Origin of the sequence: Rhizobium sp. Root482 (assembly GCF_001426565.1) — a bacterium.
GTDB lineage: Bacteria > Pseudomonadota > Alphaproteobacteria > Rhizobiales > Rhizobiaceae > Pararhizobium.
This window is the reverse complement of the sequence record NZ_LMFA01000026.1, coordinates 90,566-106,811: the sequence shown is the minus strand read 5'-3', so window position 1 is coordinate 106,811 and position 16,246 is coordinate 90,566. Positions and strand designations below refer to the sequence as shown.

16 protein-coding genes are annotated in these 16,246 nt (G+C 62.5%); 10 read left to right on the top strand and 6 right to left on the bottom strand.

Annotation, left to right across the window (positions count from 1 at the left end):
* The first annotated feature begins 76 nt into the window (after positions 1 to 76).
* The 7 genes from ASD31_RS23395 (at position 77) to ASD31_RS23365 (ending at position 7,587) form a co-directional block, all read left to right on the top strand.
* Positions 77 to 730, top strand: a complete 654-nt coding sequence (locus tag ASD31_RS23395; RefSeq protein WP_056339783.1) for a thiamine phosphate synthase — start codon at positions 77 to 79, stop codon at positions 728 to 730.
* A gap of 9 nt (positions 731 to 739) precedes the next feature.
* On the top strand, positions 740 to 2,002 hold the full coding sequence (locus ASD31_RS23390) for a tetratricopeptide repeat protein (protein WP_156392788.1): 1,263 nt from the start codon (positions 740 to 742) through the stop codon (positions 2,000 to 2,002).
* 103 nt (positions 2,003 to 2,105) lie between these two features.
* Positions 2,106 to 2,669 (top strand): elongation factor P, encoded by a 564-nt coding sequence (gene efp / locus ASD31_RS23385; protein ID WP_056339780.1) that lies wholly within the window; start codon positions 2,106 to 2,108, stop codon positions 2,667 to 2,669.
* 69 nt (positions 2,670 to 2,738) lie between these two features.
* Entirely contained in the window at positions 2,739 to 3,539 is an 801-nt protein-coding gene (locus ASD31_RS23380) for an inositol monophosphatase family protein (protein ID WP_056339777.1), read from the top strand.
* Positions 3,540 to 3,697: 158 nt separating this feature from the next.
* On the top strand, positions 3,698 to 4,795 hold the full coding sequence (locus ASD31_RS23375; RefSeq protein WP_056339774.1) for a MotA/TolQ/ExbB proton channel family protein: 1,098 nt from the start codon (positions 3,698 to 3,700) through the stop codon (positions 4,793 to 4,795).
* A 3-nt stretch (positions 4,796 to 4,798) separates the two neighbouring features.
* Entirely contained in the window at positions 4,799 to 5,830 is a 1,032-nt protein-coding gene (locus ASD31_RS23370) for a peptidoglycan -binding protein (protein ID WP_056339771.1), read from the top strand.
* Between the two features lie 113 nt (positions 5,831 to 5,943).
* Complete coding sequence (locus ASD31_RS23365) at positions 5,944 to 7,587, top strand: FAD-binding dehydrogenase (protein WP_056339767.1); 1,644 nt, start codon at positions 5,944 to 5,946, stop codon at positions 7,585 to 7,587.
* A 90-nt stretch (positions 7,588 to 7,677) separates the two neighbouring features.
* Here ASD31_RS23365 and ASD31_RS23360 read toward each other — a convergent pair whose 3' ends face one another.
* Positions 7,678 to 9,477: an ABC transporter transmembrane domain-containing protein gene (locus ASD31_RS23360; RefSeq protein WP_413813831.1), complete on the bottom strand. Its 1,800-nt coding sequence runs from the start codon at positions 9,475 to 9,477 to the stop codon at positions 7,678 to 7,680.
* 215 nt (positions 9,478 to 9,692) lie between these two features.
* Here ASD31_RS23360 and rpmE point away from each other — a divergent pair, with 215 nt between their 5' ends.
* Entirely contained in the window at positions 9,693 to 9,914 is a 222-nt protein-coding gene (rpmE, locus tag ASD31_RS23355) for a 50S ribosomal protein L31 (RefSeq protein ID WP_056339764.1), read from the top strand.
* A 127-nt stretch (positions 9,915 to 10,041) separates the two neighbouring features.
* Here rpmE and ASD31_RS23350 read toward each other — a convergent pair whose 3' ends face one another.
* Positions 10,042 to 10,905, bottom strand: a complete 864-nt coding sequence (locus tag ASD31_RS23350) for a DMT family transporter (RefSeq protein ID WP_056339761.1) — start codon at positions 10,903 to 10,905, stop codon at positions 10,042 to 10,044.
* A 154-nt stretch (positions 10,906 to 11,059) separates the two neighbouring features.
* Between ASD31_RS23350 and ASD31_RS23345 the strand changes: the two genes are divergently transcribed.
* Positions 11,060 to 12,421, top strand: coding sequence for a PLP-dependent aminotransferase family protein (locus ASD31_RS23345; RefSeq protein WP_320409415.1), 1,362 nt, complete (start codon positions 11,060 to 11,062; stop codon positions 12,419 to 12,421).
* A gap of 89 nt (positions 12,422 to 12,510) precedes the next feature.
* Here the strand turns inward: ASD31_RS23345 and ASD31_RS23340 are convergent, their stop codons facing one another.
* The 3 genes from ASD31_RS23340 to ASD31_RS23330 form a co-directional block, all read right to left on the bottom strand.
* On the bottom strand, positions 12,511 to 13,029 hold the full coding sequence (locus tag ASD31_RS23340; RefSeq protein WP_056339755.1) for a DUF1465 family protein: 519 nt from the start codon (positions 13,027 to 13,029) through the stop codon (positions 12,511 to 12,513).
* Positions 13,030 to 13,416: 387 nt separating this feature from the next.
* Complete coding sequence (locus tag ASD31_RS23335) at positions 13,417 to 13,605, bottom strand: DUF1192 domain-containing protein (protein ID WP_056339751.1); 189 nt, start codon at positions 13,603 to 13,605, stop codon at positions 13,417 to 13,419.
* Positions 13,602 to 14,873, bottom strand: a complete 1,272-nt coding sequence (locus ASD31_RS23330) for an MFS transporter (protein WP_056339748.1) — start codon at positions 14,871 to 14,873, stop codon at positions 13,602 to 13,604. The genes ASD31_RS23335 and ASD31_RS23330 overlap by 4 nt, the downstream gene beginning before the upstream one ends.
* A 190-nt stretch (positions 14,874 to 15,063) precedes the next feature.
* On the opposite strand from ASD31_RS23330, the gene ASD31_RS26400 reads away from it, so the two are divergent.
* Positions 15,064 to 15,219: a hypothetical protein gene (locus ASD31_RS26400; RefSeq protein ID WP_156392787.1), complete on the top strand. Its 156-nt coding sequence runs from the start codon at positions 15,064 to 15,066 to the stop codon at positions 15,217 to 15,219.
* 30 nt (positions 15,220 to 15,249) lie between these two features.
* Here ASD31_RS26400 and ASD31_RS23325 read toward each other — a convergent pair whose 3' ends face one another.
* The gene (locus tag ASD31_RS23325; RefSeq protein WP_056339744.1) at positions 15,250 to 16,170 is read right to left on the bottom strand and encodes a PhzF family phenazine biosynthesis protein; all 921 of its coding nucleotides are present in this window, start codon (positions 16,168 to 16,170) and stop codon (positions 15,250 to 15,252) included.
* Positions 16,171 to 16,246 lie beyond the last annotated feature (76 nt).

The window sequence follows — 16,246 nt, the reverse complement described above, 5'->3', positions numbered from 1 at the left end:
GGGTCTATCGCTTTTGCGGACCGGAATCGAGTAGGGAACAGGGGCATATCTGCCTTTTACCCGGAACAGAGACATTATGAGCAAGACAGACAATCGCTGCCGCCTCGTCCTCATCGCGCCTGACATCGAGGATATCGACAGCCGTGCGGACATCCTTGCCGGCGCGCTGCGTGGTGGCGACGTGGCCTCGGTGATCGTGCCGCAATACGGGCTGGACGACCACGCCTTCCAGAAACACGCGGAAAGGCTGGTTCCGCTGATCCAGGAGGCGGGCGGCGCCGCGCTGATTGCCGGCGATACCCGCGTCGCCGGCCGGGCCAAGGCCGATGGCCTGCATGTGACCGGCAATGTCGCCGATCTTGCCGAGGCAATGGAGAAATTCGCTCCCAAGCTCATCGTCGGCGGCGGCAATGCCACTGATCGTCACCATGCCCTGGAAATGGGCGAAGTGCGGCCCGACTATATCTTCTTCGGCAAGCTCGACGGCGATATCAAGCCGGAGGCGCATCCGAAGAACCTGGCGCTTGCCGAATGGTGGGCCTCGATGATCGAGATTCCCTGCATCGTCATGGGCGGCACCGATCCGGACGGCGTCCTGGCCGCGGCCGAAAGCGGCGCCGAATTCGTCGCCCTGCGCCTGGCGGTGTTCGGCGATCCGGAACAGGCGCCCGTGGTGGTTGCGCGCGTCAACGCGCTGCTTGACGAAAAAGCGCCACGGTTTGAAGATTAAGACGTTTTCATGCTGAACCTTCCGTCTCCCCCTCTGCGCCAATTCCTGCTTGCCCTGTCCTGCGCGGTCCTTTTCGGTCTGCCGGTGGGACTTCATGCCGAGGATGCCTTGCCGGGCGTGCAGGACGTGCCTGCTGCGGCAGGCGTCGGCAAGGCTGGCGTGGACAAGTCTGGCGTGGACAAGTCTGGTACGGGCAAAACTGGTGACGCCGGGATTGCCGACGGCGCGGAAGAGAGTGACGATGGCGCTTTTGAAAAGCGCGGTCGCATCACGCCGTTCAACGGCGCCGTGCTGCCGGAAGGCGCCGTGCCGCCGCTGCAATCGCCGGAAGATGCGAAGAAGGCGGATGCGGAAAAACTGGAGCCCTCGACCGGCACCAATGTGCTCGAGCGGATGGGGGCGGCGCTGCCGGAATTGCCTGAGGAAAAGCCGTTCGCCGGCAAGGCCGATCTGGCCTATGGCGCCTATCAGCGCGGCTACTACCTGACGGCGATGGAGCTTGCCCTGCCGCGCGCGCAGCTTGGCGACGCGGCGGCGCAGACGCTAGTGGCGGAGATTTTTTCGCAAGGGCTCGGCGTTGCCCGCAACAGCAAGGATGCCGCCTTCTGGTACGGCCAGGCCGCCAATGCCGGCGATCCGAGCGCCATGTTCAAATATGCGCTTCTGTTGATGGAGGGGCGCGATGTTCCAAGGGACAGGAAGAGATCCGAAGAGCTGATGAAGAAGGCCGCCGATCTCGGCAATTCTTCCGCCCAGTTCAACTATGGCCAGCTGCTGGTTGCCGACATGCCCGGTGAGAAGGGCCTGAAGGCGGCGCTGCCCTATTACGAGAAGTCGGCGGAGCAGGGGATTGCCGATGCGCAATATGCGCTGTCGCAGATCTACCTGAATGTTGATGGGATCGACGACGACAAGCGGGCAAAGGCGCGCGGCTGGCTGCTGAGAGCCGCCCGGGCCGGCTTCGACACGGCCCAGCTCGATCTCGCCATCTGGCTGGTCGATGGGATCGGCGGCGGGCGCAATCTCGAAGAGGGCTTCAAGTGGATGCAGCGGGCCGCGGGCGGCGGCAATGTCGTTGCACAGAACAAGCTGTCGCATCTCTATATCAATGCGATCGGCACGCGGCCCGATCCTGTCGAGGCGGCCAAATGGTATGTGCTGTCGCGCCGGGCAGGATTGAAGGATCCGGCACTGGAGGATTTCTATCTCGGGTTGACCGAGGAGAAACAGAAAGCGGCCCTAAGCGCGGCCAATAAATACCGGCCATCCTGAGCGAGATTTCGCCGCTACACTTGAACTTTGCGGGGTTTTGTGGTCTTGAGGCGCCGGATTGGCTGGCCGCAGGGCGGCTTTAGGGTCTCCAGGGAATGTCCCCATGAAAATCAACGGCAACGAAATTCGCCCCGGCGGCGTGATCGAGCACAATGGCGGTCTCTGGGCTGCGGTGAAGTGCAACACGGTCAAGCCCGGCAAGGGCGGCGCCTTCAACCAGGTCGAGCTGAAGAACCTGATCGACGGCACCAAGCTCAACGAGCGTTTCCGTTCCTCCGAAACCGTCGAACTCGTCAGCCTCGAACTGAAGGACTTCCAGTTCCTCTATGAGCAGGGCGATGCGCTGGTGTTCATGGACAATGAGAGTTACGAACAGCTGGAACTGCAGAAGGATTTCGTCGGTGACCGCGCCACCTTTCTCCAGGACGGCATGATGGTGACGGTGAAGCTCTATGACGAGAAACCGATCGGCATTTCCCTGCCCGACCAGGTTGTCCTGACGATCGCGCAGGCCGATCCGGTCGTGAAGGGCCAGACGGCGGCCTCTTCCTATAAGCCGGCGATCATGGAAAATGGCGTCCGCGTCATGGTCCCGCCTTTTGTCGAGACCGGCGAACGCATTCTGGTCGATACCAATGAAATCGCCTATCTTCGTCGCGCGGACTGATCCGCAGCGGCATGTTTAATTCTCCGGCTGTTCCCGCGGCCGATTTTCTGTTTCGAAGGAAAGCCAAAGATGGCACGCTCAGCTCTTCTCAATGTCATGGTTCAGGCCGCGTTCAAGGCCGGCAAGGGCCTGGCGCGCGATTTCGGCGAAGTGCAGAACCTGCAGGTCTCGCTGAAGGGGCCGGGCGATTACGTGTCGCAGGCGGACCGCAAGGCAGAGAAGCTGGTCCGGGAGGAACTGCTGAAATCCCGCCCGACCTATGGCTTCCTCGGTGAGGAAAGCGAGGAGATCATCGGCACGGATGGCGCGCATCGCTGGATCGTCGATCCGCTCGACGGCACGACGAATTTCCTGCATGGCATTCCGCATTTCGCGATCTCGATCGCCCTGGAGCGCCAGGGCGAAGTGGTTGCCGCCGTTATCCTCAACCCGGCGACGGACGAACTCTATACGGCCGAGCGGGGCGGCGGCGCCTTTCTCAACGATCGCCGCCTGCGCGTTGCCGCCCGCAAGAACCTGTCGGATGCGGTGATTGCCACCGGCACGCCGCATCTGGGCGTGGCCAATCACGGCACCTATCTCGTGGAATTGCGCCATGTGATGGGCGAAGTCGCCGGCGTGCGCCGCATGGGTGCCGCATCACTGGACCTTGCCTATGTGGCTGCCGGCCGTTTCGACGGCTACTGGGAGCGCGGCCTGTTTCCATGGGATCTGGCAGCCGGCATGCTGCTCATCCGCGAGGCGGGCGGATGGGTCGCCGATATCGACGGCGGCAACCGGCCGATGGAGGACGGTTCCATCGTGGCGGGCAACGAATATATCCGCAAGACGCTGCACGAAGTGCTGCATCGGCCCGTTCCGGGCAAGTAACGCCGTCTCTGGGCTGTGGGTCATTGCGGCATCCTGTCGTTTTGGCCCGTTGTTTCCCCTTCAATTCGGCGCAAAGTTCCTCTAGTCTCCGGCCAGCATCGTCACGCCCAGCCGGGCGAAGATGGCGCACGCATTGAAAAACCGGAGAACAGAGCCTCATGGCGAAACTGGAACTGTCGGGATGGGATGCCGACGGATTGAACGAGGGGTATAATCCCAACAAGCTGTCGAGCCCGATGGTCTTTTTCTGGACCATGGTGATTTTCCTGATCATCGTCGGTTTTGTCGGAGCGATCCTGTTTCGCCAGGCGCAGGCGGCTTTTCTCAGCAATCCGGGCCTGAACGGCCTTATTCTCGGCGTGCTCCTGATCGGCATTCTTCTGGTGTTCAACCATGTGCTGGGATTGCGTCCGGAGGTTCGCTGGTTCAATTCCTTCCGCGCCGCCGGCAGCGCCGACAAGGTCGGCCGCGATCCAGTGCTGCTGTCGCCGATGCGCGCCCTGATCGGCCAGCGTCATTCGATGACGATCTCGACGACGGCGCTGCGCTCGATTCTCGATTCGATCGCCACCCGGCTCGACGAATCGCGTGATACCTCCCGCTATCTCATCGGCCTCCTGGTCTTTCTCGGCCTTTTGGGAACGTTCTGGGGCCTGCTTGGCACGATCGGCTCGATCAATACGGTCATTCAATCGCTGGATGCCGGAACGGGCAGCACCCAGGATGTGCTCTCGGCCTTGAAGACGGGGCTTTCGGCGCCGTTGACCGGCATGGGCACCGCCTTTTCCACTTCGCTTTTCGGCCTGTCCGGCTCGCTCGTCCTCGGCTTTCTCGACCTCCAGGCCGGGCGGGCGCAGAATCGTTTCTATACGGAGCTTGAAAACTGGCTGTCTTCGGTCACCGATGTCAGTTCCGACCTGTCGGTCGCCACCGGCAAGCCGGTGCCGGCGGCCGGCGACGAACTGCGGCTGCTGACGGAGCAGCTGGCGCGCCTCAACCAGGACGGCGGCATGAACCAGCGCACCACCGCGGCCATGGCAAGCCTTGCCGAGGGCATCCAGGGTCTGGTGAAGAACATGCGCGGCGAGCAGCAGATGCTGCGCGACTGGATCGAGGCGCAGCAGGAGGAGGCAAAATCGATGCGCAAGACGCTCGACAAGCTCTCGGCCCGCATCGGCCATTCCGACAAGATTGCCGTCCATCCCGAAAAAGCGCCTCCCAAGCTCGCGCACGTCGAAGACGCCGGGGGGGAGTGACGCATGGCACTTGCGCGCAAGGGCCGCAGCCAGAGAACGATCGATTACTGGCCGGGCTTCGTCGATGCTCTCTCCACCCTGCTTCTGTCGATCATGTTCCTGCTCTGCGTCTTCGTGCTGGCGCAGTTCCTGCTCAGCCGCGAAATCAGCGGCAAGGACGACGTGCTCAACCGGCTGAACAGCCAGATCAACGAACTGACCCAGCTTCTTGCGCTTGAAAAGGGCGGCAAGCAGGACCTCGAGGATTCGCTGGCCAATCTCCAGGCTTCGCTGGCCACCTCCGAAGACGAGCGCTCGCGGCTGCAGGCGCTTCTGGAGCAGGGCGCCGGGAGTTCGGACGCCGCCAGCCAGCAGCTTGGCGAGCTTTCCGGCAAGCTCGAATCCGAAAAGCAGATCAGCGCCCGGGCGATGAGCCAGATCGAACTGCTCAACCAGCAGATCGCCGCGCTGCGCAGCCAGATCGCCGCCATTGAAGGCGCACTCCAGGCCTCCGAGGCCAAGGATGACGCATCGCAAACCAAGATCGCCGATCTTGGGCGAAGGCTGAACGTGGCGCTGGCGCAGCGTGTGCAGGAGCTCAATCGCTATCGGTCCGACTTCTTCGGGCGTCTGCGCGAAATCCTCTCCGACCGGGAGAATATCCGCATCGTCGGCGATCGCTTCGTCTTCCAGTCGGAAGTGCTGTTTCCATCCGGCGGCAACGACCTCAATCCGGAAGGCCAAGAGGAAATGGCCAAACTCGCCTCCGCGCTTCTCGACCTTGCCAAGGAAATTCCCTCCGAAATCGATTGGGTCCTGCGGGTCGATGGGCATACGGACAATGTCCCGTTGTCGGGCACGGGACGTTTTGCCGACAATTGGGAGCTTTCCTCCAGCCGTGCGACATCGGTCGTCAAATTCTTGATCTCCAGGGGCGTTCCGGCAAACAGGCTGGTTGCGGCCGGCTTCGGCGAATTCCAGCCGATCGCCGAAGGCGACAGTCCCGAGGCCCGGTCGCAGAACCGGCGGATCGAGCTGAAGCTGACCGAGAAATAAGCACGTATAGCCGGATTGGTCCCCGCGTGGATTTCATTTCCCTGGATTCGGCGTTGTCCTGACGTTTACGTGTGCGTAATGTCTGGCAGGCGGATTTTCGGGAGGGAAAAGCCATGGATTGCGACGTGCTGGTGATCGGCGCCGGGCTTGCCGGCCTCGTCGCGGCGGTGGAGGCCGCCGACCGGGGCTTGAGGGTGATCGTGCTCGACCAGGAAGGCGAGCAGAATCTCGGCGGGCAGGCCTTCTGGTCACTCGGCGGATTGCTTTTCATCGACAGCCCGGAACAGCGGCGCATGCGCATCCGCGACAGCCTCGATCTCGCCCGGCAGGACTGGATGGGTTCGGCGCAGTTCGACCGGCCCGAAGATTTCTGGCCGCGCCGCTGGGCGGAGGCCTATCTCGATTTCGCCGCCGGCGAGAAACGCGCCTGGCTGCACGGCCAGGGCATGCGCTGGTTTCCGGTGGTCGGCTGGGCGGAGCGGGGTGGTGGTCTTGCGGACGGCCACGGAAATTCCGTGCCGCGCTTTCATGTGACCTGGGGAACCGGCCCCGGTGTGCTGGCGCCGTTCATCGCCCGGACACGGGCAGCCGAAAGCAAGGGGCGCATCCGCTTTCGCTTTCGCCACCAGGTGGACGAACTGATCGTCGCCAATGGCGCGGTGACCGGCGCCCGCGGCTCCGTGCTCAAGGAGGACGCGTGCGCCCGCGGCGAAAGCAGTTCGCGCGAGAGCGTGGATGAGTTCTGGTTCGAGGCAGGCGCCGTCGTGGTTGCTTCCGGAGGCATCGGCGGCAATCATGATCTGGTGCGCAGGCAATGGCCGGTCGATCGGCTCGGGCCAGCACCAAAATTCATGGTCAGCGGCGTACCGTCCTATGTCGATGGGCGAATGGTGGCGATCGTCGAGCAGGCGCATGGTTCGGTGATCAACCGAGACCGGATGTGGCACTATACCGAGGGATTGCGCAATTTCGATCCGGTCTGGCCGAACCATGGTATCCGCATCCTGCCGGGCCCGTCTTCGTTCTGGTGCGATGCCGACGGCAACCGGTTTGCCGCGCCGGCCATGCCGGGTTTCGACACGCTCTCCACGTTGAAGGCGATCGGCAAAAGCGGTGCCGACTACAGCTGGTTCATCCTGACCAAGGCGATCATCAAGAAGGAATTCGCGCTTTCCGGCTCCGAGCAGAACCCCGATCTCACGGACAGGGACATTCCGCTGCTTCTCAAGCGGTTGGGAAAGAACCCGCCGGGGCCGGTGCAGGCCTTCATGGAGAAGGGCGAGGATTTCGTCATTCGTGATCGGCTGGAGGATCTCGTCGATGGTATGAATGCGCTGAGCGGCGAGGGGCGTTTGTCGGTGGATCGCCTGCGGCCGCAGATCGAGGCGCGCGACCGCGAGATCGCCAATGCTTTCTCCAAGGACGCGCAGATCACCGCCATCCGCGGAGCGCGAAATTATCTCGGCGACCGGTTGATGCGGACTGCACGGCCGCACCGGCTGCTCGATCCGAAGGCCGGGCCGCTGATTGCCGTGCGCCTCAATATCCTGACGCGCAAGACGCTCGGCGGCATCCAGACCGATCTCGATGGCCGGGTTCTGGAATTGTCCGGCGAGCCTGTCCCGGGTCTCTACGCGGCCGGCGAAGTAGCCGGTTTCGGCGGCGGCGGCATGCATGGCTATAATGCGCTCGAGGGGACATTCCTCGGCGGCTGCCTGTTTTCGGGCCGCGTCGTTGGCCGCAGCGTCGGCAGCTGAAGAGACGAGGGGTGTCCGGTTTCCCGGAGACCGTATCGTTTGATTGGCCGATGACGGCCGATTCCTCGAAATACCCCTCGAGGCAATTTGTCAGGCGCTGGCGATGCCGGGCTGGCGGGCAGCCTCGTCGTCGAACTGCAGGCGGGCAAGCTTGGCATAGAGGCCGCCCTGGCGGACGAGCGCGGCATGCGTGCCTTCCTCGACGATCCGGCCCTGATCCATGACGAGAATGCGGTCGGCCTTGAGCACGGTGGCCAAACGGTGGGCGATGACCAGCGTAGTGCGGTTGTGCATCAAACCTTCCAGCGCCTTCTGGACCAGCGTTTCGCTTTCCGCATCGAGCGCCGAGGTTGCCTCGTCGAGCAGCAGGATGGGCGCATCCTTGAGGATCGCGCGTGCAATCGCGATACGCTGGCGCTGGCCGCCGGACAGCGTGATGCCGCGCTCGCCGACATCGGTGTCATAGCCCCGGTCGAGCCGTGCGATGAACTCGTCGGCCTGTGCGGCAATCGCTGCAGCCTGCACCGCCTGGCGCGGGGCAGACGGCATGCCGAAGGCGATATTGTCGTGGATAGACGCGGCAAAGATCGTCACGTCCTGCGGCACGATGGCGATCTGGCGGCGCAGGTCCTGCGGATCGACGGCGCGGATATCGACGCCATCGAGGCTGATCATGCCCTTGACCGGATCGTAGAACCGCAGGAGCAGAGAGAAAAGCGTGCTCTTGCCGGCACCGGAGGGGCCGACGACGGCAACGGTTTCGCCCGGCTTGACCGAAAAGCTGAGGCCCTTGACGCTTTTATAGTCCGGCCGCGAAGGATAGGCGAAGTGGACGCCATCAAAGCCGATCGCGCCCGATGCAGGCTGCGGCATGGCAAGCGGCTCGGCAGGCGCCTCGATGCCGGGCTCTTCCGCCAGCAATTCGTTCAGGCGTTCGGCCGCACCCGAGGCCTGGGCGAGTTCGCCCCAGACCTCCGAGAGCGACCCGAGGCTGCCCGCGGCAAAGACCGAATAGAGCAGGAACTGGCCGAGCGTGCCGGCCGTCAGCGCCCCGGACAGGACGTCCTGCGCCCCGAACCACAGGACGGCGACGACGCTGCCGAAGATCATGGTGATGGCAAACGCCGTCAGGATCGAGCGGGCGGTGATGGCCGAGCGGGCTGCCTCGAAGGCGCTTTCGACGGCGTTGCCGTAGCGCGCCTGCGCTGCCGCTTCGCCATTGAAAGCCTGGACGGTTCGCGCCGCCGAGATCGCCTCACCGGCAAAGGCGGAAGCGGAGGCCAACGTGTCCTGCGCCTGGCGGGAGCGGCGGCGCACCGAACGGCCGAAGCCGACAAGCGGAAAGACGATGACCGGAATGGCGAGAAGCACCAGGCTCGACAGCTTGGGGCTGGTATAGACCATCATGCCGATGGCGCCGAGGCACAGGATGATGTTGCGAAGGGCGACGGAGGCCGTGGCACCGACGGCGGATTTGATCTGCGTGGTATCGGCCGTCAGCCGCGAGACGATCTCGCCCGACTGGTTGACGTCGAAGAAGGAGGGCGACAGCCGGGTGACGTGGTCGAACACATTGCGGCGAAGATCCGAGACAATGCGCTCGCCGAGCGTGATGACGAAATAATAGCGGCTGGCGCTGGCCAGCGCGAGCACGACGGCGAGAATCATCAGCATGGCGAAATAGGTGTTGATGAAGCCGGAATCGGACAGGGAGAAGCCGTGGTCGATCATCCGGCGCACCGCCATGGGCAGCGCCAATGTGGTGACGGCGGCGGCAACAAGCGAGATGCCGGCGCCGATGACGAGGAGGCGATAGCGCTTGAGATAGGGCAGCAGGCTTGTCAGCGGGCGGATGGACCTGCGCGCGGCCGGTTGAACCTTGTTCGACACGTTACCTCCAATACCGGCGACGCGGCGATTCTCGCATAAGTCTTGTCCGGCGGTACTTGTTATCCTGTAGACCATCATGTATAGGCACGGCATCAAATTGGGAAGCCGTCGTCCCGTGCGTGGTCTGCGGCTTCATTTACGTGTTCGGTCCCCCCGCCGCAATGGCCCGTAACGGCTTGCGACAAATGGACCCGGGAACCTGCAGGAAGAGTGTTATGAAGGCTGATATCCATCCCGCTTACCACATGATCAAAGTCGTCATGACCGACGGCACCGAATACGAAACCCGTTCCACCTGGGGTTCGGAAGGCCAGACCATGAACCTCGAAATCGACCCGACCTCGCACCCGGCCTGGACCGGCGGCAACCAGCAGTTGCTGGATCGCGGCGGCCGCGTGTCCAAGTTCAAGAAGCGCTTCGAAGGCCTCGGCCTCTAAGCTTCCGCCGCTGGCGGGAATGTTTCGAAAAGCCCGGTTCGTCCGGGCTTTTTTGCGTTCAAGGAATGGAAGTGGATGGAGGGGTTTCAGCCTTGCTGAAATTCCGCATCGGTGCCTGCGCGTGACGTCAACGCGCAAATCGGCGTGCGCCGGCAACGCACAGAACCACGCAGAGCGTGGTGGCGAGCATCATGCCGCTTATCTCCTCGTGCAGAAGTCCGGCGGCCAGCAAGAGACCGAGAAAGGGCTGGAGAAGCTGCAACTGTCCCACTGCCGCGATGCCGCCCAGCGCAAGGCCGCGATACCAGAACACGAAGCCGATGAGCATGCTGAAAACCGACACATAGGCGAGCCCGACCCAGGACGCGCCGGCGATGCCTTGCCAGGTGGCTGGAAGCGTGACCAGCGAGAGAATGGCCATCGGGGGCAGGGAGAGCAGAAGCGCCCATGAGATCACCTGCCATCCGCCCAGCGTGCGTGAAAGCTTCGCGCCCTCGGCATAGCCAAATCCGCAAGCGATAATTGCGGCGATCATCAGGAGATCGCCGGTGACGGACATATCCGCGCCGAAGGACAGGGCGAAACCAACCACCATTGCGCTGCCCAAGCCGGAGAAAACCCAGAAGAGCGGCCTTGGGCGCTCCCCACCCCTCAGCACGCCGAAAATGGCGGTGGCGAGCGGAAGCATGCCGATGAAGACGATCGAATGGGCGGAGGTGATATATTGCAACGCAAGAGCCGTGAGCAGCGGGAAGCCGACGACGACGCCGAGTGCGACGAGCACCAGCGAAAGGAGATCGCTCCGGGCGGGCCTTGGCTGGCGGAGCACGACGAGCATCGCCGTGGCGAGGATGGCTGCAATGACGGCGCGCGCCGATGTGAGGAACAGCGGAGAAAAATCCGCGACCGCGACGCGCGTCGCCGGCAGCGAGCCGCTGAATATGACGACACCGAGCAACCCGCTGCCCCAGCCTTCCATAGATGTTTTCATGGTTCCTCGCTTTTAGAGCATCGTTACGCTTGAAAAGCTGGTGTAAACAGGCACAGATCAAATACAATTGCGCTGAACTGTAATGGTCGGACAGGCCGCACAATCGAGGAATTTTATGGCGCGCAGCGATGCCGGTACACGCACGGCGATAATCATGGCGGCGATCCGGGACAGGATCGCCAGACGCTTGGCCGCGCCGGGGGATCGGCTTCCCTCGATTCGCAGTTTTGCCGCCACGATGGGCGTATCGGCCACCACGGTCGTCGAGGCCTATGATCGGCTTGCGGCAGAAGGGTTGATCCGGGCGCAGCGGGGGTCGGGCTTCTATGTCTCCACCACCGCCCTTGCGCCGCTCAGGCTGGCGGAAACGGATACGCCGCGCGCAAGGGCGGTCGATCCTTTCTGGGTATCGCGCCAGTCGCTGGATTCCGAGGATGCGGTGCCCAAGCCCGGATGCGGCTGGCTTCCCTCCGACTGGATGCCGAACGAGGCGCTGAGGCAGGCCATTCGAAGCCTGGCGCGGACGGACGACGGCCTTCTCTCCTATTATGGGAGCACGCGCGGGTCGCTTGCGCTGCGGCGCCTGCTGCTTGCCCGCTTTCTCGATGAGGATATCCAGGCCGCGCCCGACCAGTTGATGTTGACAAGCACGGGAACCCAGGCGCTCGACCTGATCTGCCGCTTCCTGCTTCGTCCAGGCGATACGGTGCTGATCGACGATCCCTGCTATTTCAACTTCCATGCTCTCCTGAAGACGCATCAGGTCAGGCTCGTCGGCGTTCCCTATACACCGACCGGTCCCGATATGGCGGCTTTTGAAAGCGTATTGGAGGACGAGCGCCCGCGCCTCTACATCACCAATTCGGCGCTCCATAATCCGACGGGCGCGACGCTTTCGTCGCAGGCCGCCCATAGGGTGCTGAACGCGGCGGCGCGATATGACATGACGATTGTCGAGGACGACATCTTCGCCGATTTCGAACCCGAGCCGTCGATGCGCCTGGCGGCACTGGATGGTCTCAATCGCGTCATTCGCATCGGCAGCTTTTCCAAAACCCTGTCGGCATCGATCCGCTGCGGCTATATCGCGGCGCGGGCCGACTGGATCGACGGGCTGGTGGACCTGCAGGTCGCCACGAATTTCGGCGGACCGAGCCCTGTTTCCGTCGAACTGATCACCCATGTGCTGATGGGCGGCCGCTACCGAAAACATATGGAGGACCTGCGGCGCAAACTCGTGAGGGCGCGCCGAGAGGTGGCGGAGCGGCTACAAAGGCTCGGTATCGAGCCCTGGCTCATGCCGCGCGGCGGCTTCTATCTCTGGTGCAGGCTTCCCGGGGCGCTGGATTCGACACAGCTGGCGCAAGCCGCGCTCGCTAAAGGTGTCGTGCTTGCGCCCGGCAATGTCTTCAGCCTGTCGCAGAACGCCCAGCATTTCATGCGGTTCAATGTCGCCCATACGCTTGATCCGTATGTCGAGCAGGTTCTTGCGGAGTTACTGGGATCGGCTGATTGATGCTGCGGGATGTGCATCCGTCAGTACAGAAAATGAAAAGCCCGGCGCGATGGCCGGGCTCGAAATCATAGCGTCTGGCGGCAACCCTGTCAGTTCGTTCCAAAGGCGGTCTGCAGCAGGCTGAGCTGCGCCTTGACGCCGTTCTGGTTGTCGGGCTGGAAATTGGAGGCTTCCTGCGGGCGATAGATTTCGCGGTCGAGCAGAGCGACACGGTTTTGCAGACGCAAGGAACGGTCGATCAAATCACGAAAACCTTCCGGCAGGTCGCCCCAGCCCGGAGCGGTGCGATCGACGTTGAAGCTGTCGAGGCGAACCTTGTTCTTTTCCGACAGAACCTGGTCGCGATTCATCTCGCCATTGTTGACGGCGCGCTGGAGCAGCAGCCAGGAAGCCATCTGCATCAGGCGGGTGGTGAGGCGCATGGATTCGGCCGCATAGAGCACCGAGGCCATGCGAGGCAGAACCTTGGAAGCGGCCCGGCCGGGACCATCGAGATAGCTTGCGGTTTCCTCGACCAGGCCCATGCCTTCGCCGTAGAGCGCCTTGAACTGCGCCGAGGACGCAGCATGTCCCGCGAAGCTCACAGTATTCAATCCCCGTTCGGACATGGCCTAGATTCCCTGGTTAAACGCATCAACTCGGTCAGGTAACGAACAGGTTAACAGAAAGTTTCCAACCGCTCGTCTTATAGTTTGAACATGATCCCATAGCCCATTTCGCGCAAGCCTATTCTTAAGAAAGGGTTAATCTCCACAATTCTTTGGGCCTTGCAAAAAAAAGACAAAAAAAGAGCCGCAAAAGCGGCTCTCAAGGTAAAACAGGGAGAAAAATCAGACCATTCGCCGATCGGGGAACTGCCTGAGTCCAGAGCGATCTGGATGCGTTAGTAATATCTTATAAGGCTTAATGAAGCGTTAGCCGGCAGAGACTCACAAGGATGTGATGCCTTGTTTTCCAAGTCCAGCCACGTTCTTAAGCCTTCCGCACCGTCAAAACTACCGGAAGAAGCTCTCGGCTGCAGACCGGCTGGCGGTTTTGTTTTGCCGTTCTTCCTCCAGCCGCGCGAGTTCCTGCTTCAGAAGGGTGATTCGGCTGGACAATTCGTCGGCGGACAGAAGCGACAGGTCACAGCCGATCTCGTGTTCCCGCCGCTTTTTCGGTTGCTCCTCGTCGAAAATGCTCATGCCGATCTCCTGATGTCAGGCTCTTCTTCTTCGAAAGGCGTTGCCCGCGGCGACAGTTGCAGGCTCTCCGGCGTGGTCAGCGTACCAGGATTGATGGTCGAGAACGCATCGCGCTCCGATACCGGCACCGGCGCGCGGCGGCGGCTGCGGAAGAGCGCATAGGCCGTGATCAACAGATGCGCGACGGCGGTGATCATGAACAGGCCGTAGGGGCCGGTCACGGTCATGATCGGGCCGCCGATGGTCGGGCCGATGATCGTGCCGATGCCGTAGAGCAAAAGCAGGCCGCCGGAAATCTTGACGAAATCCTCGGCCGTCGCGAAGTCGTTGGCATGCGACACGGCAATCGGATAGAGCGCATTGGCTGCTGCACCATAGATGCCGACAAGCGTGATCAGCAGGATGACGCCGGTCGGCGCGATCAGGACGACCATAAGGCCGGCGAAGGCGGCAACGGCGGCAAGGGCGGCCAGCACATAGCGCCGGTCGATCCGGTCCGACAGCCGCCCGGCCGGAAACTGCATGATCGCACCGACGAAAATCGTCGTACTCATCATCAGCGCCACATTGCTGTCGGTCAGCCCCGCCTGGCGGCCGAAGACGGCGCCGAGCGTCCCATAGGCGCCGTTGGCAATGCCGACGAGGAGAATGCCGATGAAGGAGACCGGGGAATTTCTATAGAGGCCGCGCAGGTCGAGGCTGATCTGGCTCAGGGGCTGCGGCGAGGCAGCGGTCGACAGCAGCGTCGGCAGCATGGCGAGGCAATAGACGATGCCGCAGATCATGAAGAACAAAGTGGTCGAGGTATCGCCGAACGGGATCATCATCTGCCCGCCGACGACGCCCATCAGGGTGATGGCGATATAGAGCGAGAAGATCGCGCCGCGGCTCTCATTGGTGGCGCGCTCGTTCAGCCAGCTTTCGATGATCATCGAGCAGCCAGCCGTCGAAAAGCCGGTAAAGGCGCGCAGCGCCACCCACCAGATCGGATCGACCAGAAGGCCGGTCAGCAGCGCGATGATGGCGAGGAGGGCGGCAAAACCGCTGAAGGCGCGGACATGGCCGACGCGCTTTACGACCGTCGGCGCCAGCAGGCAGCCGAGCACGAAGCCGCTCGCCCAGGATGTGCCGAGCAGGCCGAGCAGCGTCGTCGAATAGCCTTCCGTCGTACCGCGCACCGGCAGGAGCAGGCTGTGCAGTCCGTTTCCGAGGAAAAGAAACAGCGTTCCAAGCAGGAGTGCGGCGACGGGCAGAAGGTTTTTTCTCATGGGGAATCCGCTGGTTCCAGACTGCAACCGAAAACTAGGGCCATGCTGCCGCAATTGCCAGCTTGAACTTTTCACGGTCGGGAGATTGCAAAAGACGGCGCGACGGCCTAGCCCTGATCGCGCGCAAAAGTGACGCGCATGTGGCGGTCCGCCGCCCGGCTCCGTTTCTTTTCACAACCGGGAAAACCTGATGTCCAAAGCGCTCGCGGTCCTGCTTCTCCTGGCCATGGTGATCCAGCTTCTGAAGCCGCTCAACCTGCCGGGACTGCGCCAGCGCCGCGACTTCTGGAAGATCGCGGTCTTTGCCATTGCGGTGATGATGCTCACGGTGCTGGTGCGGCCGTAGAGGGTGGAGTATCGTTCAACCAGCGATACTCTAAAGGCTGATCGAGCCGCGCATGACCGCGATGCAATGGCCGGCGATCTCGATGCTTTCCACCCGGGCGCCGGATTTGCGGACATTCAGTTCGATCAGGCTGCGACGACCCATCTCGACACCCTGTTCTATGGTGATCGCGGTCGTCTGGTCGTCCTCGCCTTCTTTCGAAACCAGCAGTGCTGCCAGGGCGCCCGAGGCGCTTCCGGTCGCCGGATCTTCGATGACATTGTCGAGCGGCGCGAACATTCGGGCACGGATCGCCCAAGGGTTTGCCGGTTGGCGGACATAGAGAAACAGCGAAAACTGGTCGTCACCGGCTGAGAACTGCCGGCCGGCGGCGGCGAAAGCAGCCGTATTGGGGCAGGTGTGCGCCAGGGTTTCAAGATCGGCAAGCTCGGCGACCGCAAAGGGCAGGCCGATCGAGGCGATGATCGGCGCATGGGTTTGCGTGAGGATCGATTCCGCGCCGATCGACGCACAGCCGGCAATGATCTCGGGATCGATCTGCGGCCCAAGGGAGAGGGACTGCGGCGCAAATATGCCAGCGCCGGTGACCCGCCCTTCGTCGTCGCGGCGCAGGACCGTCTCGACGATGCCCGCCTTTTCCTCGAAGCGCAGGACATCACTTGGTGGCTTGCCGAAAATATCCGGCTGACCGCCAAGGATGAATGCGGTACCGACGTTCGGATGCCCGGCAAAGGGGATCTCCATTGTCGGCGTGAAAATCCTCACGCAGGCGTCGTTGGCCGGGTCTTCAGGCGGCAACACGAAGGTGGTTTCGGAATAGCGGAATTCGGAGGCGATCTGCAGCATCTGCGCATCGGACAGGCCACGGGCGTCGTGGATCACCGCCAGCTGGTTGCCGCAAAAGCGTTCGGTGGTGAAGACGTCCACCGTGACATAGGCAATTCGGTCCATGCCGCTCTCCTGCGTGTTTCTCTTCCGTGAGATAACGCAGGAGACGTCCTTCGCGAACAGCATTCTTGTCACCCTG

Coding starts and splice junctions, on each gene's coding strand:
- ASD31_RS23395 (WP_056339783.1), top strand. CDS start 77: ATGAGCAAGACAGACAATCGCTGCCGCCTCGTCCTCATCGCGCCTGAC.
- ASD31_RS23390 (WP_156392788.1), top strand. CDS start 740: ATGCTGAACCTTCCGTCTCCCCCTCTGCGCCAATTCCTGCTTGCCCTG.
- efp (WP_056339780.1), top strand. CDS start 2,106: ATGAAAATCAACGGCAACGAAATTCGCCCCGGCGGCGTGATCGAGCAC.
- ASD31_RS23380 (WP_056339777.1), top strand. CDS start 2,739: ATGGCACGCTCAGCTCTTCTCAATGTCATGGTTCAGGCCGCGTTCAAG.
- ASD31_RS23375 (WP_056339774.1), top strand. CDS start 3,698: ATGGCGAAACTGGAACTGTCGGGATGGGATGCCGACGGATTGAACGAG.
- ASD31_RS23370 (WP_056339771.1), top strand. CDS start 4,799: ATGGCACTTGCGCGCAAGGGCCGCAGCCAGAGAACGATCGATTACTGG.
- ASD31_RS23365 (WP_056339767.1), top strand. CDS start 5,944: ATGGATTGCGACGTGCTGGTGATCGGCGCCGGGCTTGCCGGCCTCGTC.
- rpmE (WP_056339764.1), top strand. CDS start 9,693: ATGAAGGCTGATATCCATCCCGCTTACCACATGATCAAAGTCGTCATG.
- ASD31_RS23350 (WP_056339761.1), bottom strand. CDS start 10,905: ATGAAAACATCTATGGAAGGCTGGGGCAGCGGGTTGCTCGGTGTCGTC.
- ASD31_RS23345 (WP_320409415.1), top strand. CDS start 11,060: ATGGCGGCGATCCGGGACAGGATCGCCAGACGCTTGGCCGCGCCGGGG.
- ASD31_RS23340 (WP_056339755.1), bottom strand. CDS start 13,029: ATGTCCGAACGGGGATTGAATACTGTGAGCTTCGCGGGACATGCTGCG.
- ASD31_RS23335 (WP_056339751.1), bottom strand. CDS start 13,605: ATGAGCATTTTCGACGAGGAGCAACCGAAAAAGCGGCGGGAACACGAG.
- ASD31_RS23330 (WP_056339748.1), bottom strand. CDS start 14,873: ATGAGAAAAAACCTTCTGCCCGTCGCCGCACTCCTGCTTGGAACGCTG.
- ASD31_RS26400 (WP_156392787.1), top strand. CDS start 15,064: ATGTCCAAAGCGCTCGCGGTCCTGCTTCTCCTGGCCATGGTGATCCAG.
- ASD31_RS23325 (WP_056339744.1), bottom strand. CDS start 16,170: ATGGACCGAATTGCCTATGTCACGGTGGACGTCTTCACCACCGAACGC.